Below are 23,637 nucleotides of genomic sequence, written 5' to 3' on the forward strand. Positions count from 1 at the left end.
ATATGACTTTATGAAATTATATATAAATCATACAAATTAATTGTACGGTTTATAGGAGATAAGTGTCAAGTTATCAATTTGCACTTTTGCACTATATTGAATGCTATTTCTACTATTTTCTAAAGTTTTGAAGCTCGATTATAAAACTATTGATAATGTAATAATAAATAAAATAAAAAACCTTATAGTCTCGATTTGTAGTGTATCCCATAAAGTTAGATATTATTCTAGCTTTATGAGATGAATATCACTTTCAATCAATCCTATAAGGATATTTGCTAAGTTTAACTATAGATATAAATTTGTGTACTATTCTTCGTCAAATAATGACTTTGGTGCATCTTCTGTTTCTTCAACATCACCATCAGATATACCTAATTTTTCTCTCAATTTACGATCAATTTCTTCTTTAATTTGTGGATTTTCTTTCAAGTACATTTTAACATTTTCCTTACCTTGACCCATTCGTTCGCCATTGTAAGAATACCATGCTCCTGATTTATCAACGATGTCGTTTTCAACACCTAAATCAATAAGTTCACCCTCTTTAGAAATACCTTGTCCATACATAATATCAACTTCAGCTACTCTAAATGGTGGTGCCACTTTATTTTTAACGACTTTAATTTTAGTTCTATTACCTACAATTTCTTGTCCTTGTTTAAGCTGTTCTGCACGGCGTACTTCTAGTCTTACTGAACTATAGAATTTTAATGCACGTCCACCTGGTGTAGTCTCTGGATTACCGAACATAACACCAACTTTTTCACGAATTTGGTTGATGAAAATAGCAGTTGTATTTGATTTAGAAATAGCACCTGAAAGTTTACGTAACGCTTGTGACATTAAACGAGCTTGTAAACCAACGTGAGTGTCTCCCATTTCTCCTTCAATTTCAGCTTTAGGTGTTAAAGCAGCAACTGAGTCTACAACTACAATATCAACTGCACCACTTCTAACAAATGCTTCGGCGATTTCAAGACCTTGTTCACCATGATCCGGTTGCGATAAATATAAATTATCGATATCTACGCCTAATGCTTGAGCATATTCTGGATCTAAAGCATGTTCAGCATCGATAAATGCTGCCACCCCGCCATTACTTTGTACTTCAGCAATAGCGTGAAGCGCTACTGTTGTCTTACCAGAACTTTCAGGACCATAAATTTCAATAATTCGTCCTTTAGGATAGCCACCTACACCTAGCGCATTATCTAATGTAACTGAACCAGTTGATGTAGTTGAAACTCGGCGACCTATATTGTCACCCAACTTCATTACGGCACCTTTACCGAAAGATTTCTCCATATTTTTAATTACTGTATCTAAAGCTTTTTGACGATCGTTATCCAAAGCGAGACCTCCTAATTGAAATTGCTATCTTTTAATTATCTTACCAATACTATACAAGGATTCAAAATAAAATACAAGTGTTTTGCGAATATTTGTTCGTATAAAATCTTGAAATCAAAACGCAAAAACGAACAAACGTGCTTATATTTTTATCGATAATACAATTAATTTGTTGTTCTAAGCCAATTTAATAATCTTATGAGCGCATAATTTTGACTTCTGTTCTTTAATAAATTTCTAGATTTAGACATTTTAAATTGCTCAGTTTTAAATTCAAAGTTATTATCATAGCCTATATGGACTACACCATCATACTCTAATAGAATAATTGCTGATGACACATTAAACAATTTATTAACAAATTGCACTGCATCTTTTAATTGCTGCTCAATAGGTTTATTAATATCAACAAAGTTTTCATTGTGATTAATCATACCCTTTAGAACATCGTTTAAATCCACTTCTTTCAATCGATGATATAAAGCACCATTAGTAATACCATCATATATTACAAAAGGTTCATGAATTTTCTTTATTACAGCTTGCTCAATTAATGTGTCATCTGAACCATAATAATATTCTCCAATACGATCAAGAATTTCTTGTTTAACAGGTTGAATCAATGATTGTGCTTGTTCTTTTGAGTCGGCATTTGCAGTCAATCTAATATATACTTCATGACTTCCCGCCAAAGGCGCAATCGTAGGATTAGTCTGTTTATCGATAAGATCTATTAATATTGTTTCTACTTTAGATTCACCTATTCCCGCAAATCTTAATAGTTCAGAATGTATAATTCGATTATGGTTTATAAAATGTGACAACAATTCATTTTTCACCATTGGTTGCATTTCTTTCGGTGGACCTGGTAATAAAATAATTTGTTTGTTTTCAAAATTCACCATCATTCCTGGAGCCATGCCATGATGATTTGTTAATACAGTTGAACCTTCAATTACTAAAGCCTGTTGTTTATTATTAGGTGTCATTTCTTGTCCTTGTTCCTCAAAATAGCTTTCAATATATTTTAAAGAAGGCTCATCAATAACTAAATCTTTACCAACAATCTGGGCCACTGTATGCTTCGTTAAGTCATCTTTCGTAGGACCTAAGCCACCTGTTAAAATAACAGTATCATATTTTTCTAGCGCATGACGTACACTTGATTCTAAACGTTTTTTATTATCTCCAATAACTTTATGTTCTAATACATTTTGTCCAATTTCATTAAATACTTTAGATAGAAATTGTCCGTTGGTATTAGCGATTTGACCTAGCAATAGTTCTGAGCCTACAGCAATAATGGCAATTGACATTTATATCCCCCTTGTATCGTTTAATTCATTTTTTCATGTATTTCATTTAAAAATTCACATCAATTTTAGATTCAATGTATCAGATGCTACTACAGATTTTCCCTAAAAAAATGAACGAATATTGTTTTACAATATATCATTATAAACAATTGCGTGGCTAATTTCTAAAATTGGGATTAAAAAAACTAGATTCCATATGAAAATGAAATCTAGTATAAACAAATATTTATTTTTGTTTAAAAACATCTCTACCTTTATAAAAGTATTCAATACCAGATAAGATAGTAAAAATAACGCCAATGTATAATAAAATTTGTCCTAATGACAAACCAATCAATGTTGCCAATGGATCACCTAATAACAACCAAGTAATTGCTACCATAGTAACTGCTGTTTTAATTTTACCTAATTGACCAGCTGCACTTACGAATCCTTGTTCAATTTGTAGTAAACGTAAACCAGTTACGGCAAATTCTCTGGCAATAATAATGATTGCTACTACAGAATTTGTTAGTCCTAGTTGCACAAGTACAATTAAAGCACTTGCAACTAATAATTTATCCGCTAATGGATCCAAAAATTTCCCCATATTTGTAACTAAATTCCATTTTCTAGCTAAATAACCATCAACAAAATCGCTAAGGGAAGCCAATATAAAAATAAAACCACTGATTAATAACTCAATTCTTATTTCATATCCTCCTAGAAATGACACATTGCCAAATCCAAAATCAACTAACGCAAACAATATAAAAACTGGTATTAACACTACTCTAAAAACCGTAATCTGGTTCGGAATATTCATTATACATCCTCATTTCTCACTAATTTATTTCTGTTAAAATATTAAAACTAACATGATCCATAACAATAAAGTTATTAAAACTGTAATACCCATGATTACTAATAATTGTATTGGCTCTTTTGATTTACTCTTATAATCTAAGTCTTTATTATTATTGAAAACTGTAATTACTTCGTCCCATTCGGCTTGGTTCGATGGAATTTCATCTTGATGAGCTTGAATTAATTGGTTAGGTTCAATATTTACTACGCTTGCATATTTTCTAATAAATCCTTCGCTGTAATTTTTATTCGGTAGTTGATCGAATTCATTATTTTCAATATGCACTAGCATTTCACGTTTAATTCCAGTACGTTGCTCTAATTCTGTTAAAGTCATTCCTAACCTTTCACGTCTACCTTTTAGCGCTTCACCGACCGTTTTCAATTCATAGCCTCCTTACACTTACTCGAAGAAACCAAAACCACCACCAAACGGATCTCCAAAATCTAAATTATTCTTACTTTGGACTGTCTGTTTCTTCATTTCTTCGTAATGTATTTCTTGATTTTCATTTTCTCTCAATTCGATAATATAGTCAAAATCTTCCATTGTACAAGTACTTGTTTCAACAAATAAATCTGGATGTTCAACGACTTTGATTGATGGTAACGTCATAACTTCGTTAACAAGCTCTTGATGTTTTGGATTAGATTCTCTGGCAGTAACTGCACCATCAATAATGTATACATGATTGGCATCATATTCCCCTTTAATTAGAGAGCTACGTACAGTTTGTTTTATTAAAGTAGAACTAATAAATAACCATCTCTTATGTGCACAAACACTTCCCGCAACAATTGATTCAGTTTTACCAACTCGTGGCATACCTCTAATGCCAATCAACTTATGACCTTCTTCTTTGAACAATTCAGCTAAAAAGTCTACTAACAAGCCTAAATCTTCACGCTCAAATCGAAAGGTTTTCTTATCTTTTGCATCTTGCTCAATATATCTACCATGTCTTACTGCAAGACGGTCTCTTAATTCTGGTTTTTTAAGCTTTGTTATTTCAATTTCATTTATACCACGAGCTATTTGCTCAAAACGTTCAACTTTTTCAAGATTGTCTGTTTTAATTAAAAGGCCTCGTTTACCTTGATCAACACCATTAATTGTAACAATACTTATACCTAACATACCTAATAAACTAGATACATCACCTAAAAGACCCGGTCTATTAATTTCAATTTCGTATTCTAGGTACCATTCTTTTTTCTCTGCAACTGTCATGGTGAACCTCACCCCTTGTTTAATTAACAAATTATGATTCATTGTAATATTCATATTATAACATCAATCATAAAAACATTTGCTCATAAAAATAGTTCTATATTTTAAATATACCAAGCACCATTAACTTTCTGTATAGTTCCAGTAACACTTCTAGCATTTGGGTGATATAAATAGGCGCATGTATGAGCAACCTCACTCGGTAAAATCAATCGCTGTTGTGGTAATTCAGTTATCATTGCTTGAAGTTCATCTTCTTGCCACTCACTTGCCATATTACCGGCTACAAATCCAGGTGCGATAGCATTTACTGTCACTGATGTTAGTGCAAGCTCTTGACTAAGCGCCTTAACGAAACCTAATTGTGCACTTTTCATCGTCGAATAAATAGTTTCCATACTAGCTCCTGTCTCACCCCAAATTGATGAAATTACAATAATTCTTCCATTGTCACTTTGACGTAAAACATCAACGAAATATCTACATAATCGAATTAATTGCAAGACATTTAACTGATAACATGCATCAATATCATGGTCTTTCATATCTTGTAAAACACCATATAAAGACTGACCACTTGCATATATTAAACAGTCTAATGATTTAATGTCACCAAATGTTTTGTCAATATCAATTGTTTGAGATAAATCCGCTTGTATAAAACGAACTTTATCATCATTAAATTTGCTAGTTAATTCATTTATATCAGTACGATAATATTGCACATAAACTTCAAATCCATCAGTTAATAATTGTTTGACTATCTCAGAACCAATTGAACCAGAACCACCTAATACTAATGCTTTCATTACTTTTTAATCTCCAAACGACTATCGACTTGCTGATCTAAATTTAAATATAACGATGACGTTTCGTTAATACTATCTAAGGTGATATTTTCAACAATGTCTAACATGTCAAACACGCTAACACCTTCAAAATACAATTTAGTATATTGATTAGCAATATATTCAGGTGAGTTTAAACTTGATATGAATTCACCTATAAATTGCTTTTTCAAAAGTTCAAATGCTTCTGCATCTTGGAAATTGCCTTTTTTATCACGCAACTCATCTAATAATAATTTTTTTAATTTATCTGGTTCTTCAGTAGCGCTTGTCACGATTGAAAAACTATAAGTCGGCTCTAGTACAAATTGATAACCAAATGTATCATCGATAAGTCCTTCGTTTAATAAATTCTGATAAAAATCTGTTTCTTCCCCAAAAATTAACTCAAAGAATAATGACATTTCTAAATCACGTTGTACATATTTTTGAGGCGCTTCTTGTAATGGTTTATTTTTAAAACCAAGCATTAGTCTTGATGATTGAATTTTCATAGATTCAGTAACAAATGCTTCTTTAACATCCTCCGGTTCATTAACAAGTCCTCGTTCGATTTTGGGTTGGTTAACTTTATTACGAGCATCCTCGTGTTGTTTTACTATTCGACATATTGCTTCAGGATCCACATCGCCAACAACAAATAAAACCATATTTGATGGATGATAAAACGTTTCATAACATAGATACAAATCATCTTTTGTAATATCGTATATACTTTCTACACTACCGGCAATATCAACACGTATTGGATGTTGTTGATACATTGCACGCAATGTATTAAACATTAATTTATATCCAGGTTGCTCTTGATACATTTTTATTTCTTCTGCAATAATACCTTTTTCTTTATCAACAGTTTCTTTTGTAAAATAAGGCGTTTCAACCATTGTAAGTAAACGTTTAATGTTGTTTTCAATATTATCAGTTGCACTGAACAAGTAGCTTGTACGATCAAAGCTTGTAAACGCATTTGCTTGTGCATTATCTTCAGCAAATGCAGTAAATAAGTCTTCTTCTTCTTTTTCAAATAATTTATGTTCTAAAAAGTGAGCAACTCCATCAGGTACAGTAACAAATTGGTCTTGTCCGAGGGGTTTGAATTGATTATCTAATGAACCAAATTGTGTAGTGTAAGTGACAAATGTCTTTTGAAAACCTGGTTTAGGGATAACAAATAATCGTAAACCATTTTCTAATTCTTGTTCGAATACTCTTTCGTCTATTAATTCATAATAACGCTCTTTCATTATTTATCCCCTCCTTTTGTCAACACATAGATTGTATCTAAAAATGCTTTTTCAGCAACAGAAACAATATCTTCGCGACTTACCTTCTGTATATCATTTATAAATGTTTCTTTGCTTTGTGGTTGCTCTAATAATATTTGGTTATGCATAATCTCTATAATACTTTTCGGACGATCTTCAGATTCATATCGATGAGAAATGATTACTTTTTTAGCTAACTCTAATTTTTCTTCAGTGAAATCTCCTGCTTTTATTTTTTCAAATTCACTTATAATAGTGTCTTTTGCAGTTTCGTACTTATCACTTGAAACCCCACTCAAAACAAATAAATAGCCATTTTTGCCATCAATTTGTGAATGTATAGAGTACGCTAAACTTTGCTTTTCTCGCACTTCATTAAATAAAACAGATGAAGGATCTCCTCCAAACATCATGTTAAATACAACAAAAGCAGCATATCCACTTTGTCCATATTGTGTTGGAAAACGATATCCCATATTTAATTTAGCTTGATCCACGTCATCATATTCAACAATATAATCAACTTCTTCATCGTGTAAATGATGTGTAGAATGTTGGAATTGATGTTTATCGAATGGTTTAAGTGCAAATTTTTCACGTATTTGTTTCTCAACACTTTCAGGTTCTACATTGCCGACAACATAAACAGAACATTGATCATTATTAATCATTGATTGATATGTATGATATAGTGTTTCAGCAGTAATATGTGGGATTTGTTCTAGTTGTCCTGTAGATAAGTATTTGTATGCTTCATTTTCAAACATATGGTCGAGTAATTTTAAAAACGAATATTGTGCTTTGTTATCTACCATTGCTTCTATTTTTTTGGCTAATAATGTTTTCTCTTGGTTAACAAAATTATCATTGAATGCTTTATTTTCAATTAATGGATTCCAAATGATTTCTTGTAATAAATCTAATCCTTGATTAAATAATGATTCACCGTTTCTTAAATAACGTTCATTTACAATTTCTAATGAAAATGTAATGACATGCTGATCTTTGAATTTTGAAATTGTACTATTCACATATGCACCATATAAATCGGCTAAGTGATTATTAAACGACTTATCGGTTGGCCATTTCTTAGTTGCTCGAACTAATAATTTGCTTAATAATGATCTAGCTGTAATTGTGTCATATTCTAAAGGTGCCATAAATTTAAAAACTATAGTAGTTGTTTTAAATTTAGTTGTTGGTGAAACTTTGATATGTATATTTGGTTGAGATTGTCTACTCAAATATATAGCCTCCTCTATATCTTCTTACATCTATATTTTTCTAGTGATTTTAAATTGAACTAAGCTATTTTTCATATAATTTAATGAATACAAAATAGGTTCATCTAATTCATTGTAGTGCGTAATTTTTAATAAAATCAAACCTTCGTGTGGCGAAGCATTCAGTACTTCGGATATTCGAGGTTCATAATTTACCGCTTCAATTTCTGTATCAGCGTAACAAATATTATGATTACTTTGTTCTTTTATCGCACTTAGTATCGATCCATTGCTCATTTGATACTCTGTACATGTTAATTCTTTTTTAGCAATTTTATCTAAACAATAGACGACCGGTTCTCCATCGGCAGTTCGTAATCGTTCTATAATGGTTACTGGATATCCTTCTTCAACGCTCAACAAATTTGCATCTAACATAGTTGCTGGTTGCTCATCAAAATTTAAGTATTCAGTTCCGCATTCAAATCCTGCATTTTTAATCATTTGCCCAATACTTATAAGTTCATTCAATGGATAAAAGAAAGGGGGCAGTGACTTAACACTTGTGCCCTCTTCAAAATTATCTTTAATGACTTGTTCAGTAATCAATGCCTGAATTGCTTCATAAACATCGTCGGTTTTTACATTTAATTCTCTGGCAATTGATAAATTACTTGGAAGTTGGTCACCATATTCCAATTTATTTTGCTTAATCAAATTTAAAATGTATTGTTTAACGTTATATACCGCATTCATTTCTGACATTTTTTTACACCTCGTCATTATTAAGATCTATTAAAACTTGTCTAGGCTTGCTTCCTTTTTGTGGACCGATTACCTGATTGCGTTCTAAATCATCCATCAACCTAGATGCTCTATTATAACCAATTCTAAATTGGCGTTGTAACAATGATGTACTTGCCTTTTGTTGTTCAACAACAAACAAATACGCTTCATCATATAAAGCATCCTCACTTTTCATTTCCGATTTATCCACTGGTGCATCTGGTTCCATTTCTTTTACATAATTTGCCTGTTGTTGTTCTACTACATAATTTACAACATCTTGCACCTCTTGGTCACTTAAAAACGCCCCTTGAATACGTGTTTGTGATGAATCACCATTTCCAACGTATAACATGTCACCTTTACCAAGTAACTTTTCTGCGCCGCCAGTACCAATAATAGTTCTTGAATCTGTTTGAGAACTTACAGCAAAAGCAATTCTAGATGGAATATTATTTTTAATGATACCTGTAATTACATCCACAGAAGGTCTTTGTGTCGCTACAATTAAATGTATACCTGCTGCACGTGCCATTTGTGTAATACGTTGAATCGCATTTTCAACTTCTTTACCAGCTACCATCATTAAATCTGCAAGCTCATCTACAATAACAACGATATAAGGTAATTCTGGTTGCTTCTCATCTAATTCTTGATTTTGCTTACGGATTAATTCGTTATAACCTTTAATATTTCTAGTTGATGAATGTTGGAATAAATCATAACGTCTTTCCATCTCAGCTACAATTTTTTCTAAAGCTTGAGCAGCTTTATGAGGATTTGTAACAACCGGAATTAATAAATGTGGAATTCCGTTATAAACATTTAGTTCAACCATTTTCGGATCGATTAACATAAGTTTAACTTCATGCGGCTTAGCATTTAATAAAATACTTGTAATAATACCATTTATACAAACAGATTTACCACTACCCGTCGATCCTGCCACCAATAAGTGTGGCATTTCATTTAGTGGAACAGTAATTGGATCACCTGATATATCTCTTCCTAATCCAACTTCTAGTTTATTATTAGACGGGAATTTTTCATCTAAAACTTCTTTTAGTGAAACTAATGAAATTTTCTCATTTGGCACTTCAATACCTACTGCAGAGCGACCAGGTATTGGCGCTTCGATTCTAACATCTTTTGCTGCTAAAGCTAATGCAATATCATTATGCAAGTTTACAATTTTACTCACTTTAACCCCTTGAGCTGGTTGAATTTCATATTGAGTTACTGCAGGACCAATTTTAATTTGTGTCACTTTTGCATTTACCCCAAAATCTTTTAATGTATTCTCTAGTACTTGTCCTTTACGTTGCACTTCAGCTTTAGATGTTGCTTTTTGTTTTGCAGGTTGATTAAGTAAAGTTAACGGTGGAACAACATACGATACATTCGTAACTTCACCAGCTTCTTCAATAGTGTTTTCACTTTCAACACTGTTATGAGTTTGTTCTGTTAATTGTTCTTGCTGATCTGCTTGATGATGATTTACGATGTTATTCGAACTATTCTCTGCATCAAACACTCGCTTTTTCCGACTTGGTTGACTCTGACTTTTACTTTCATTTTCAGTATGCCCATAAATTGGAATATCTCTTTCTTGAGGCACTTCCGTAAAATCACTCACATCTTTTATTTGTGGCTGTTCATTTTGACGTGCCTTTTGTTCTTCTTTAAGTCTCGCTTTTTCTTCACGCTTCAATTGTTTTTCTTGGTTTCTTTCCGACATTTTTTCATTAAATGAACCAAACCAAGCTTTTATATTTTCCAGTACAACTTTTGCGACTTCACGATGTTGATGGTTTGTTAATAAAATAACACTTGAGCATAATAATAAAATAGTAATAATACATACACCAAATAATGAAATTAAAGGTACGCTTAACTCTAATAAATAAAAGCCTAATACACCGCCACCAAAATTTGGGAAATGACTGTGTTGGTATGACTGATACACATAAGAAAGTACAGGTTCTCTTTCAGCTTTGATACCACTATTAAAATGAAAAACTAACTGTGATACAAATAGCAATGCAATTTGCAATACAATCGAACCAGCCGTTCGTCTAGTTTTAGGAATACGTTTAGAGTATGTAATAAAACCAGTTGCTAAGAGTACTAAAATATATGTTAAATATCTACTGTACCCAAATAAATAATTAAAGAAGCTGTCAATTAGACGACCTATTATTCCTAATTGGAAAACACCCAACACCATTAATACAACTACTAAAATAGCTATGACATAACGTATCGGATTATCATTCTTCTTTTTCCTCGAATTTGTTCTTTTTTTTGATGTTGTTTTTTTCTTAGCTGTCGATTTCTTTTTTGCTTGTGCCAATTGACGCACCTCCTTATGTTGCCTTAGTTAAAACGACGTTATTATATATAATTTCCTATTTGATGTTTAGAATATGTAGTCCAAACAGACGATGAAAGAGGTTAGAACAATATCATCTATGTATCAATTTACTTAAGATAACAGATTAATCGTTACCCCTTTCAATTGACCATCATAAAATATAAGTAAATTGTCCATGACAACCATTATATTTCAGTGACTTGTTCTGACCTCTTTTATGTTAATGACTTTTTGATTAAATTTCAGAAATTACTGGAATAATCATAGGACGACGTTTTGTACTTTCGAATAATAGTTTACTAATTTGATCACGCATATTTTGCTTAATTTCAGACCATTCTATGCGTTTTTCTTGTAAACCAGCCTCTACTATTTCACGTACTTTCTCTTCTGCTTCACGTAATAAGTCTTCACTTTCACGTACATATACAAACCCACGAGATTGAATTTCAGGTCCCGCAGCTATACGTCTATTTTTAGGATCTAACGTTACTACAGCAATAAAGATACCATCTTCTGCTAAAAGATGACGGTCTCTCAACACGATATTTCCTACATCCCCAATACCAATACCATCTATTAAAATATTTCCTGAATTTACCTTTTCATTTAATATCATATCTTTACCGTTGTAATTAATGACATCTCCTTTTTCCACAAGGAAAATCTTTTCTGGTGCAACACCTGCTTCAGCTGCTAGCTTCGCATGTGCTATCTGCATTTTAAATTCACCTTGTACAGGAATAAAGTATTCAGGTTTCATAATATTAATCATCATTTTTAATTCTTCCATGCAACCATGACTTGAAGCATGAATCTTCTTGTTATTTGGAATAATATGTGCGCCAGCACGTACAAGCTCATTTAATGTATTCGCAATGATAACTTCCATATTTGCAGAAGCCGTAATTGCTAAAAATACAGAATCGCCTTCTTCGATATTCATAATTTTATGCTTATGTTGCGCCATTTGACTTAAGGCTTCTACAGGTTCTCCTTGCATACCAGTAGCTATAATTATCACTTCATTTTTAGGATAATTATCAACTTCTGTTATAGGAATTAGCAAATCTTTAGGAATGTCGAAATACCCCATTTTACGAGCAATATTAAATGAACTTTCAAGTGATCTTCCTAAAAATGACACTTTACGATTTAGCTTGCTAGCAATATTTAAAACTTGCTGTATACGTATAAAGTTCGAAGCATAACATGAAACAATCAAGCGACCTCGCACTTTTGCAAAAGCGTCATACATATGATGTTCAATCACATTTTCCGGAGTATTATATCCAGGTTTCTCTGCCTCAGTAGAATCACTGATTAAGACAAATACACCTTCTTCACCAATCTCTGCCATACGTTTAATATCTGGTGCATAATGTCCATGTAAACTTTGGTCAAACTTAAATTCACCTGTATACACAATGGCACCATATGAAGTGTGAATACAAACACCTAGACTATCAGGAATACTGTGTGTCGTATTAAAGAAACTAATATTCACGTTTTTGAATCTCATAATTGAATCATTATTAACTGTGTAGTAGCGAACTTTTTTATCAATATTACGGGCTTTCATATTTTCTTTAATTAACGCTATTGTCAATTTAGATCCATATACTGGTGCATCTAATTGTTCTAAAACATAACTCACTGCACCAATCGCGTGCTCATGTCCGTGTGTAAGGAATATACCCTTCAATTTATCTTTATTTTCAAGTACGTATGAAATGTCTGGTATAACAATATCAATACCTAGCATTTCGTCTTCTGGAAACATAAGTCCAGCATCTAACATAAACATTTCATCGTCTACTTCAACGATATACATATTTTTAGCAATTTCGCCAACACCGCCTAATGGTATAATGCGAATATCTTTATTCTTTTTCTTTATTAAACTCAAAATCTTACCTCCTAAATTTGTTACCCGTCCATATATAAACTCACTATTCATTATAAGTTAAAAAACACTTGATGTACACTATTAATCACTATACATACAGGATAATTAACAGTTGCACACAAAATAATAAAGCGTTTTAAAATGTTCAATACAACAAATTCAAATTGGATCACTTCGTAAAAAATGGCATAAAAAAATCACATGACGATACATTGTCGTCATATGACTTTAAATATTATTCTTCTAATGCTCTGTGTGAAGCATTTACTCGACCTTGTTTATCAATTTCAGTAATCTTAACTTCAATTGTGTCACCGATTTTTAATACATCTTCCACTTTTTCAATTCTATTTTTTGAAATTTGTGAAATGTGAAGCAACGCATCTTTACCCGGGAATAGGCCTACAAACGCACCGTATTTTTCAATACGTTTAACAGTGGCTTGATAAGTTTGACCTACTTCCGCTTCACGTGTAATTTCCTCAATGATTTCACGAGCGCGATTTATCATAGCTTGATCAACGGCACCAATAAAGATAGTACCATCTTGTTCAATATCTAATTTAACGCCTGTTTCATCAATAATTTCGTTAATTTTTTTACCACCAGGTCCGATAACATCTCTAATCTTATCTGGTTTAATTGTCATAGTTACAACTTTTGGCGCGTAAGCACTTAATTCAGTACGTGGTTGATCAATTGTTTGTAACATATGATTCATTATTTCTAAACGACCACGTCTCGCTTGTTCTAGAGCCTCTTCGATAATTTCACGCGTTAAACCGTCAATTTTAATATCCATTTGGATTGCTGTAATACCTTCTTTAGTACCAGCGACTTTAAAGTCCATATCACCTAATGCATCTTCCATACCTTGGATATCAGTTAAAATCGTATAGCTATCTTCACGTGTAACAAGGCCCATAGCAATACCAGCAACTGGTGCTTTAATCGGTACGCCCGCATCCATTAATGCTAATGTTGATCCACAAATTGACGCTTGAGATGATGAACCATTTGATTCAAGTACCTCACTTACAATACGAATTGTATATGGGAAATCAGCAGTATCAGGAATAATATATTTTAATGCTCTTTCACCTAACGCACCATGTCCAATTTCACGACGACCTGGCGCACGTACTGGACCAGTTTCACCTACTGAAAAATTCGGGAAGTTGTAATGATGCATGAATCTTTTTTCTTCTTCAGGTCCTAAACCATCAATTAATTGATAATCGCCTAAAGCACCTAATGTTAAAACTGAAAGTGCTTGAGTCTGACCACGTGTAAATAGACCTGAACCATGCGTTCTAGGTAAAATACCAACTTCAGAATCTAATGGACGGATTTCATCAGGTTTACGGCCGTCTGGTCTAATTTTTTCATCTGCAATTAAACGTCGAACTTCTTCTTTCACTAATTCATTTAAAATTGCATAAACTTCTTTAATAAGTAATTCATTTTCTGGATCTTCTTCATCGATAAATTCATTGACGATTTCTTCTTTTAAGTTATCAAGATTTTCATCTCGTTGTTGTTTATCAAATGTTAAAACTGTTTCTTTAAGTCCCTTTTCTTCGGTTAAAGATTTTACACGTTCAACTAGCGCTTCATCACGCTCTACTGGAATAAATTCTTGTTTAACAGGTTGAATGTGGTCGACGATTTGTTGTTGGAAATCAACTAAACGTTGAATCTCTTCATGACCAAAGAAAATCGCCTCTAACATTTCTTGTTCAGTAATCTCACTAGCGCCTGCCTCTACCATGTTTACTGCATCTTTATGACCAGCTACTTCAAGGTCTAAGCGAGAAACTTCTTTTTCTTCTACTGTTGGGTTAATGATATATTTACCGTCAATATAACCCACATTTACACCGGCGATTGGCCCTTGGAATGGAATATCCGACACACTAAGCGCCATAGATGAACCAATCATTGCAGCCATTTGTGGTGAACAATCAGGATCTGCACTTAATACCATGTTCATAATTTGAACATCATGCTTATATCCTTTAGGGAATAAAGGTCTAATTGGTCTATCAATTAATCGCGCAGTTAATGTTGCATCGTCACCAGGACGTCCTTCTCTCTTTTTAAATCCACCAGGAATTTTACCCGCAGCGTACATTTTTTCTTCATAGTTCACTGTTAATGGGAAGAAATCTCCATCACGAGGTTCTTTTGATGCAGTTGCCGTCGATAACACGACTGTATCTCCATAACGAACCAATACAGCGCCATTTGCTTGTTTAGCTAATTGCCCTGTTTCAATCGTTAAAGATCTTCCTGCCCATTCAGTTTTAAAAACTTTCTTTTCTTGAGACATTATAAATCTCCTCTCTTGAATCTAATAGTTATATCATATCATTTATTATCGTATTTTAATATTAGTTATAAAATATTGAATTGGAAAAAAAGAGAGCGGGATATCCATCTATTATTTACAAAATAGACTTATCGTCCCACCCTTATCAGTATAAATATAAGTTATATTTTTTTAAAACATACTTTATTTTTAATATCTTGATTATTACTCTAGGTGTACTTATATCATATTTATCTCATTGTAACCTTATTATTCACTCAATATTAGCTTAACATATAATAAATGTTAATATTTGTAAAAAGCTTTTTTAATATAAATTAAGGTTGGAACATAAATATGCCCCAACCTCAAAGACGTTATATTAAGATTAACGACGGATACCAAGTGATTTAATTAATTCACGGTAACGTTGAATATCTTTACTACGTAAGTAGTTTAATAAATGTCTACGACGACCTACCATTTTTAATAATCCACGACGTGAATGGTGGTCTTTTTTGTGTGTACGTAAGTGTTCGTTTACTGCGTTGATTTCTGCAGTAAGTACAGCGATTTGTACTTCTGGTGAACCAGTATCAGTTTCGTGTACACGGTATTCTTTAATGATTTCGTTTTTACGTTCTTGTGAAATTGCCATAATCAATTTCCTCCTTAAAATGTTTGAATACTCCTTAATCCGAGTTAGGCGTTGGAGATTCGACCTACTAAGAAAAAGGTGTGGTATAGATTGTTTATATAACTATACGCAACTCTAGATATTATAAGCTACTTCATCACCAAAATCAACTGCTAATAAATATTTAGCACGCGATTTATCATCGTTCATTTGTTTAACTAATGGGTCGATACCATCAAATTTAATCTCAGGACGTAAGAAATGATGCCAATTCACGGTCACTCGTTCACCATAAATATTATCCTCAAAGTCAAAGATATTCACTTCGATGACAACTTCTGCTTTGTTAGGATCATGAAATGTTGGCTTTACACCTATGTTAGCTACCCCTCGATATAATTTATTTTCAGTGCCGATTTCAATACTAACAGCATAAACACCTTTACGAGGTAACAAATAATCATCACTAGGTTGAATGTTAGCTGTTGGGAAGCCAATAGTTCTTCCCCTTTTTTCACCTTGCACTACAGTGCCTTTAATAGAATATATATAGCCTAAAGCATCATTCGCTTTTTGCAACTCACCATTGATTAAATCTTGACGAATAGAAGTTGTAGAAATTTTTTCATTTTCAATTTCTTGTTTACTCACAATTGTCGTATTAAACGCATCATATTCTTGAAGTACAGTCATATTACCTTTTCCAAATTTACCAAAAGTAAAATCAAAACCAGCAATGACTTCTTTTACATTATTTTTAATTATATAATTTTCAACAAAATCTTCTGCGCTCACATTAGCAAACCTAGATGAAAAATTAACCACTATACAATAATCAATATCATGTTGGCTAATTTTTTCGATTTTATCTGAAAGTGGCGTTAAATACGTTGTTCGTTTTCTTTTAGGATTCAACACGACAGACGGATGCGGATCAAATGTCATCACCGCTTTTTTTAAACTGCGTGCCTCAGCTATTTCGTTTAATATATCAAAGACTTTGTCATGACCTTTATGCATGCCATCGAAAAATCCGAATGCCATTGCAACATCCTCTGTAATATACTGTTTTGATTGTATAGGATGTGTCACTTCTATGACTTTCATAAATTCTATCTCCTTTAATTAAAGACTTTTTTAGGTTTAATTTCTGATTCTTTTGTAGGGTGTACCATATAAATTGCTAATACTTTTTCTGAATCATCATCAATAAATACAATTTGGTCTTTAATTTTGTTATCAAATTCATTTTTATTAAATTTCTGCCCATTTAAAATACGTTTTTTTATGTGCGAATCTTTAATTTTAATGCTTGGCAAACCCTTTAATCCATATTCTAAAGGAAACAATTTATTTTGCAATGAATCCTGCTCATGAAGTTCTTTTATTTGTTCTAATGTAAGGCTATCTTTCAACACAAATCCACCAGACTCGATTCGTGTTAATTTCGACATATGTGCCGGAAAGCCTAATTTCACACCAATATCAGTTGCTAGCGTTCTAATATATGTACCTTTACCACAGATGACGCGTATTTTAAAATGACACTCATTTTCTTTAAAATCTAATTCAGATATACGCCCAATGTCTTTAATATTAACTTTACGCTTTGGTCTTTCAACTGTTTCATTATTACGCGCATATTCATATAATTTTTTACCATTTACTTTGACGGATGAGTACATCGGCGGAATTTGTTCAATGATACCTTTAAAACTTTCTAACAATCGGTCAATATCGTCCTTATTAAAATCTGCTGAGTGTACACCTTTTGTTTCCAATGTATCACCCGTTTGATCTTCAGTCGTTGTACTTCTTCCTATCGATACAGTTGCTTCATAAGCTTTGCCCATATCCATAACATAATCACTAACTCTCGTTGCATTACCTATACATACCGGTAACACGCCTGCAACTTCGGGATCAAGCGTACCCGTGTGACCTATTTTTTTAGTTTTTAATATTTTACGCAATTTGAATACAACGTCATGACTTGTTAAACCGCGCTCTTTATATACTGGTAATATCCCATTATACATATAGTCACCTTCTTTTTTTAAAATATATTTTAATAGCGTATCAACTGAATTTATTCATAAAAAAACTGGAAAATGTTAACTATTTCTACACATCTATGTATTAACTGTTTAATGTTAATATACCGATATTAAGAAATTATCAAACATTTTCCAGATACCTAACACTAAATTATCTATCTTGTTTGTGTAAATCTTGAATCATTCGTTCAATTTTATTACCATATTCGATTGATTGATCATATTCATACATTAATTCCGGCATAATACGTAATCGCATTCTAGAACCTAATTCAGACTTAATGAAGCCTTTTGCTTTATCAAGTGCTTTAAATGTATTTTCTACTTCTTTATCGTTACCTAATACAGTTAAAAATACTTTAGCCTGCGATAAATCATTTGTTAAAACAACATCTGTAATTGTAATAAAACCAACTCGAGGATCTTTGACTTTATTGTTGATGATATCCATTAATTCCTTCTTCATTTGTTCACCAACACGCTCTGCTCTCATACTGCTCATTCTTGTCACCTCTTTATCTTTAAGTTCAATTGTTATTTGCATTTTTTAGTGTAACAATGCTTAAACAATTATTTTAGCTCACACGTTATTTTAATAAATTAAGCCTATAAAATCAAATAAAGTTTGCCGTAAGATAGGCATTTCAACAGAAAATTTTCCAATAATAGTCGACATTATATTTTGTCATTAAAAATCATTCTAGGCCACCACAAAATTTTATACAAAATCATGTCCATATAACGTAACTTTTAATAGGTAATCTATTCTAATAAAAAACCAAAAGCTAGTATCAAATATGCTCCCTATAAAGTAGACACTTAAAAAGTGCAATATTTATAGGGAGCATATCAATCTTAACTATACTTTTAGCTTGTAATTTATTTAATTAACGCTTAATTTCAACCATTTCAAATGCTTCGATAACATCGCCTTCTTTAAGGTCATTGTAGTTTTCAATTGTAATACCACATTCATAACCTTTTGCAACTTCCTTAGCATCATCTTTGAAACGTTTAAGTGTATCTAATTCGCCTTCATATTGAACAATACCATCACGAATAATACGTACACCAGCATTTCGCGTAATTTTACCTTCAGTAACATAACATCCAGCAATAGTACCAACTTTAGAAACTTTGAATGTTTGACGAACTTCAGCTTGTCCGATAACTTGTTCTTCAAATTCTGGATCAAGTAAACCTTTCATCGCTGATTCAATTTCTTCGATAACATTATAAATAACTCTGTGTAAACGCATATCAACATTTTCAGCTTCTGCAGCACGTTTTGCACCACTGTCTGGACGAACATTGAAACCAATGATAATACCATTTGAGGCATTAGCAAGTGTCACGTCTGACTCATTAATTGCACCAACCGCTGTATGAATGATACGAACATTTACGCCTTCAACATCAATTTTCATTAATGATGCAGCTAAAGCTTCAACAGAACCTTGAACATCACCTTTAATAATAACGTTTAAATCTTTCATTTCACCTTGTTTCATTTGTTCAAACAGGTTATCTAATGAAACATTTTTACTTTCTTGACGTTGTTGAACAATGCTAGCTTCGTGTCTTGATTCACCAATACGACGAGCTTGTTTTTCATCACTAAATACAACAAAGCGATCCCCAGCTTGTGGCACATCATTAATACCTGTAATTTCAACAGGCGTTGATGGACCAGCCATTTTGATTCTTTGACCTAAGTCATTAACCATTGCACGAATACGGCCGTAAGTATTACCAACTACAATCGCATCCCCAACATTTAATGTACCGTTTTGTACTAATAATGATGCAGAAGGACCACGTGATTTATCTAATTCAGCTTCGATAACTGTACCAACAGCACGGTTTTTAGGATTTGCTTTAAGTTCTTGAACTTCTGCAACTAATCCTATCATTTCTAATAAATCGTCGATACCATCACCACTTAATGCAGAAAGTGGAACGAAAATTGTTTCGCCACCCCAATCTTCAGGAATTAAACCATATTCAGTTAATTCTTGCATAACTCGATCAGGATTTGAAGTTGGTTTATCAATTTTATTTACTGCAACAATAATTGGTACTTCTGCTTCTTTAGCATGGTTAATTGCTTCAATTGTTTGTGGCATAACACCATCGTCAGCTGCTACTACTAAAATTGTAATATCTGTTACTTGTGCACCACGCGCACGCATCGTTGTAAATGCAGCATGTCCCGGTGTATCTAAGAAAGTGATTTTTTTGCCATCGTTTTCAATTTGATATGCACCAATATGTTGAGTGATTCCACCTGCTTCACCTGCTGTAACTTTTGTATGACGAATTGAATCTAATAAAGTAGTTTTACCATGGTCAACATGTCCCATAATTGTTACAACTGCTGGTCTCTCAATTGCTTCTGGATCATCTTTTTCGTCTTCGAAGTAGATTGATAAATCTTCTTCATTAATCACAACTTCCTCTTCAACCTCAACGCCATAATCATCGGCAATTAATTCGATTGTTTCTTGATTTAATGATTGATTGATATTAGCAACAATACCAAGTAAGAATAATTTTTTGATAATTTCTGATGATTCAACATTTAATTTATCCGCAAATTCGCCTACTGTAATACCTTCTTGATATGTCACTTTTGATGGTATTTCTTTTGGAGCAGCTGGTTGATTTTGTGGTTTATTATTCTTGTTATTTTTCTTATTATTTCTATTATTCTTTTTATTGCCTTTGTTGCCTTTATTATTTTGTTGTTGATTCTTTTTGTTATCTTTTTGTTGCCCTTTATTTTGGTTTTGATTGTTTGATTTTTGGTGATTATTTTGAGTGCTTTGTTTATTGTCGTTCTTTTGTTCTTTTTTGAACTTTTTATCTAATGCTTTAATTTGGTCATCTTCCAAAGCTTGCATATGATTTGAAACCTCAATATTCATGCTTTTTAACTCATCTATAATCTCTTTACTCTTTAGATTTAATTCTTTCGCATATTCGTAAATTCTTTGTTTACTCATATAATCACTCCTTATGATATTCATCTATCATTGATAGCAACTTTTTAGCAAAGCCTGGGTCAGTAATCCCTACATTAACACGCTCACCTTTTCCAAGTGCTATTCCCAATTCATTTCGATTTCCAAACTTTCTGAATGGAACTTTGTAACTCTTACATTTATCTGTAATTAATTTAGCTGTATTATCAGACGCATCATTTGCAACAATAACGAGCTTTAAATTTCCTTTTTTTATCTCATTAACAATGACTGATTCACCTGTTTTTACTTTACCAGCTCTCATTGCTAATCCTAAAAAGTTTAATATTTGATCTATACTCATTTTGGGATCTCTTCTCTATAAATTAATCTAATAATTTCTTTATAAACAGGATCCAATTGCTCTTTAGATGCTTTAAAATATTTTTCTAAAATTTCTTTTTGTTGTGCTTTTTCAACCATAGCAACATCTTTAGAAACATATGCGCCACGGCCTTGTTTCTTTCCAGTAACATCCGCAAAGATTTCGCCTTCTTTATTAACAACAACACGAATCATATCTTTTTTGGGATGCATTTCATTTGAAAGAATACATTTTCGCATCGGAATTTTTTTCTTTTTCATAGATACTTCACTCCAACCTATTATTCAGATTCTTTCTCTACATTTGTTTCAACTGAAACATCATTTACCTCTTCGGTTGATTCTGTTGTGTCAGCATCTTCTAAAGCAACATCTTCTTCAGTTACTTTTTCAGCTTCAACTACTGGATAGATACCCGCTTCGCGCGCATCTGTTTCTGATTTAATATCAATTTTCCAGCCGGTTAATTTAGCAGCTAGACGTGCGTTTTGTCCTCTTTTACCAATCGCTAATGACAATTGATAATCAGGAACAACAACTATTGTAGATTGATTTGTTTCATCAACAATAACTTCTAAAACTTGAGAAGGGCTTAAAGCATTTTTTACAAATACTTTTGGATCTTCATTCCATTGAACGATGTCGATTTTTTCGCCACCTAGCTCTTCAACAACAGCTTCAACACGTGCGCCTTTGGCACCAACACATGCACCAACAGCATCTATATCATTGTTTTCAGAGAAGACACTAATTTTAGAGCGATCGCCAGCTTCACGTGCTACTGATTTAACAATTACAGTACCATCGTAAATTTCTGGAACTTCTTGTTCAAATAAACGTTTTAATAAACCTGGATGGCTACGAGAAACATAGATTTGAGGACCTTTTGTCGTTTGTTCCACTTTGTTAACATATACTTTGATACGTTCGTTAGGAATATATTTTTCGTTAGGACTTCTTTCTGCTTCAGATAAAACAGCTTCGATACGACCTAAGTTCACATATACATAACGATGGTCAACACGGTCAATAATTCCAGTAAGTATGTCTTCTTCTTTGTCTATAAATTCTTCAAATAAAATTTCACGTTCAGCATCACGAAGACGTTGCATTACTGCTTGTTTCGCTGCTTGAGCACCTACACGACCAAAATCTTTAGGTGTTACATCTTCTTCGTATATATCACCAATTTCATATGCAGGGTTTTTAACAAGCGCTGTACTTAAATCCACTTCATCTCTGTCGTCAAATACTTCTTCAACAACATCTTTACGAGCGATAACTTTGAAAGTACCTTGATCCATATTTAATTCCACACGGACATTTCTTGCACTATCATAATTCTTTTTGTATGCAGTAATTAAAGCTGCTTCAATAGCATCAATTAATACTGCTCTAGGAATCTTCTTTTCTTTTTCTAAATACTCAGTAGCTAATAATAATTCATTACTTGACACGTTTTTTCCTCCTCATCACGTTAAATCATAACTGCGTGACGTGCTTTTGCTATTTTGTCTCTCGGTATCTCTATATCTTTCGTTCTTGCTTTGATTTTAACTTGTACTACAATTGTTTCATTATTGACTTCTTGTAAAATGCCTAACCATTCCTTTTCACCTTCAATTGGTACATATAAAGAAACAAATACAGGTTTAGTTATTGCATTTTGGAAATCTTGTTCTTTTTTAATTGGACGTTCTGCACCAGGTGACGCTACGTCTAAATAATACATTTCAGGAATAGGATCATTTGCATCCATAGCTTCACTTATTTTTTCAGAAGCTAGCGTACAATCATTTAAATCTACGCCACCTTCTTTATCAATAGAGATTCTAAGAAAATGATCTCTACCCTCTTTGACATATTCAACGTCTACAAGTTCAAAATTCAAGTCTTCCATAATTGGTTTAACAATCACTTCTACTTGTTCTGTAATTTTACTCATACAGGCCTCCCTTTTTGGCAAATAGAAAAGAGCGGGAATCTCCCACTCTTCTGCCTGAGTTCACTAATTTTTAAGCAACTTAATTATAGCATAAGTTTATGCTTGAAACAAATGACTTCACTATTAATCAGAGATTCTTGTAAAAGTTTGTTCATTTATTTCACCATTACATTCGAATAGACTCGT

Annotated in this window: 21 protein-coding genes; all 21 read right to left on the bottom strand. The window is 32.6% G+C overall.

What is annotated here, in order from left to right; all coding sequences use genetic code 11:
* Positions 1-309: 309 nt before the first annotated feature.
* Positions 310-1,353 (bottom strand): recombinase RecA, encoded by a 1,044-nt coding sequence (gene recA, locus HMPREF3247_RS09850; RefSeq protein ID WP_000368166.1) that lies wholly within the window; start codon positions 1,351-1,353, stop codon positions 310-312.
* 164 nt (positions 1,354-1,517) lie between these two features.
* A complete protein-coding gene (locus HMPREF3247_RS09855) occupies positions 1,518-2,669 on the bottom strand; it encodes a CinA family nicotinamide mononucleotide deamidase-related protein (protein ID WP_000020361.1) in 1,152 nt (383 codons plus the stop codon).
* 226 nt (positions 2,670-2,895) lie between these two features.
* Positions 2,896-3,474: a CDP-diacylglycerol--glycerol-3-phosphate 3-phosphatidyltransferase gene (gene pgsA / locus HMPREF3247_RS09860; RefSeq protein ID WP_001025093.1), complete on the bottom strand. Its 579-nt coding sequence runs from the start codon at positions 3,472-3,474 to the stop codon at positions 2,896-2,898.
* 33 nt (positions 3,475-3,507) lie between these two features.
* A complete protein-coding gene (locus tag HMPREF3247_RS09865; protein ID WP_000859443.1) occupies positions 3,508-3,900 on the bottom strand; it encodes a helix-turn-helix domain-containing protein in 393 nt (130 codons plus the stop codon).
* Between the two features lie 18 nt (positions 3,901-3,918).
* Positions 3,919-4,746, bottom strand: a complete 828-nt coding sequence (locus tag HMPREF3247_RS09870) for a YmfK family protein (protein WP_000214890.1) — start codon at positions 4,744-4,746, stop codon at positions 3,919-3,921.
* A gap of 104 nt (positions 4,747-4,850) precedes the next feature.
* Complete coding sequence (ymfI, locus tag HMPREF3247_RS09875; protein ID WP_000646231.1) at positions 4,851-5,555, bottom strand: elongation factor P 5-aminopentanone reductase; 705 nt, start codon at positions 5,553-5,555, stop codon at positions 4,851-4,853.
* Positions 5,555-6,841: an EF-P 5-aminopentanol modification-associated protein YfmH gene (gene yfmH, locus HMPREF3247_RS09880; RefSeq protein ID WP_001566607.1), complete on the bottom strand. Its 1,287-nt coding sequence runs from the start codon at positions 6,839-6,841 to the stop codon at positions 5,555-5,557. The genes ymfI and yfmH overlap by 1 nt, the downstream gene beginning before the upstream one ends.
* Positions 6,841-8,106: an EF-P 5-aminopentanol modification-associated protein YfmF gene (yfmF, locus tag HMPREF3247_RS09885; protein ID WP_000089941.1), complete on the bottom strand. Its 1,266-nt coding sequence runs from the start codon at positions 8,104-8,106 to the stop codon at positions 6,841-6,843. The genes yfmH and yfmF overlap by 1 nt, the downstream gene beginning before the upstream one ends.
* 30 nt (positions 8,107-8,136) lie before the next feature.
* Positions 8,137-8,850: a GntR family transcriptional regulator gene (locus tag HMPREF3247_RS09890; protein ID WP_001293306.1), complete on the bottom strand. Its 714-nt coding sequence runs from the start codon at positions 8,848-8,850 to the stop codon at positions 8,137-8,139.
* A 4-nt stretch (positions 8,851-8,854) separates the two neighbouring features.
* Positions 8,855-11,224, bottom strand: a complete 2,370-nt coding sequence (locus tag HMPREF3247_RS09895; RefSeq protein ID WP_000035773.1) for an FtsK/SpoIIIE family DNA translocase — start codon at positions 11,222-11,224, stop codon at positions 8,855-8,857.
* 256 nt (positions 11,225-11,480) lie between these two features.
* Entirely contained in the window at positions 11,481-13,154 is a 1,674-nt protein-coding gene (rnjB, locus tag HMPREF3247_RS09900) for a ribonuclease J2 (RefSeq protein WP_000052590.1), read from the bottom strand.
* A gap of 235 nt (positions 13,155-13,389) precedes the next feature.
* Positions 13,390-15,486, bottom strand: a complete 2,097-nt coding sequence (gene pnp / locus HMPREF3247_RS09905; RefSeq protein ID WP_000076693.1) for a polyribonucleotide nucleotidyltransferase — start codon at positions 15,484-15,486, stop codon at positions 13,390-13,392.
* A 367-nt stretch (positions 15,487-15,853) separates the two neighbouring features.
* The gene (gene rpsO / locus HMPREF3247_RS09910; protein ID WP_001018328.1) at positions 15,854-16,123 is read right to left on the bottom strand and encodes a 30S ribosomal protein S15; all 270 of its coding nucleotides are present in this window, start codon (positions 16,121-16,123) and stop codon (positions 15,854-15,856) included.
* 114 nt (positions 16,124-16,237) lie between these two features.
* Positions 16,238-17,209, bottom strand: a complete 972-nt coding sequence (gene ribF / locus HMPREF3247_RS09915; RefSeq protein ID WP_000864176.1) for a riboflavin biosynthesis protein RibF — start codon at positions 17,207-17,209, stop codon at positions 16,238-16,240.
* A gap of 14 nt (positions 17,210-17,223) precedes the next feature.
* On the bottom strand, positions 17,224-18,141 hold the full coding sequence (truB, locus tag HMPREF3247_RS09920) for a tRNA pseudouridine(55) synthase TruB (RefSeq protein WP_000282305.1): 918 nt from the start codon (positions 18,139-18,141) through the stop codon (positions 17,224-17,226).
* 169 nt (positions 18,142-18,310) lie between these two features.
* Positions 18,311-18,661 (bottom strand): 30S ribosome-binding factor RbfA, encoded by a 351-nt coding sequence (gene rbfA, locus HMPREF3247_RS09925; protein ID WP_000097322.1) that lies wholly within the window; start codon positions 18,659-18,661, stop codon positions 18,311-18,313.
* A gap of 385 nt (positions 18,662-19,046) precedes the next feature.
* The gene (infB, locus tag HMPREF3247_RS09930; protein ID WP_000043632.1) at positions 19,047-21,164 is read right to left on the bottom strand and encodes a translation initiation factor IF-2; all 2,118 of its coding nucleotides are present in this window, start codon (positions 21,162-21,164) and stop codon (positions 19,047-19,049) included.
* A gap of 4 nt (positions 21,165-21,168) precedes the next feature.
* Positions 21,169-21,486, bottom strand: coding sequence for a YlxQ family RNA-binding protein (locus HMPREF3247_RS09935; protein WP_000020853.1), 318 nt, complete (start codon positions 21,484-21,486; stop codon positions 21,169-21,171).
* Positions 21,483-21,767 carry an RNase P modulator RnpM gene (gene rnpM / locus HMPREF3247_RS09940; protein WP_000727423.1) on the bottom strand — a complete coding sequence of 95 codons (285 nt, stop codon included), beginning with the start codon at positions 21,765-21,767 and terminating at the stop codon, positions 21,483-21,485. The genes HMPREF3247_RS09935 and rnpM overlap by 4 nt, the downstream gene beginning before the upstream one ends.
* A 20-nt stretch (positions 21,768-21,787) precedes the next feature.
* Positions 21,788-22,963 carry a transcription termination factor NusA gene (nusA, locus tag HMPREF3247_RS09945; RefSeq protein WP_000097457.1) on the bottom strand — a complete coding sequence of 392 codons (1,176 nt, stop codon included), beginning with the start codon at positions 22,961-22,963 and terminating at the stop codon, positions 21,788-21,790.
* 20 nt (positions 22,964-22,983) lie between these two features.
* Positions 22,984-23,451, bottom strand: a complete 468-nt coding sequence (rimP, locus tag HMPREF3247_RS09950) for a ribosome maturation factor RimP (RefSeq protein ID WP_000036631.1) — start codon at positions 23,449-23,451, stop codon at positions 22,984-22,986.
* Positions 23,452-23,637: the final 186 nt, after the last annotated feature.

It is taken from the genome of Staphylococcus sp. HMSC36A10 (assembly GCF_001838845.1).
Lineage (GTDB): Bacteria > Bacillota > Bacilli > Staphylococcales > Staphylococcaceae > Staphylococcus > Staphylococcus aureus.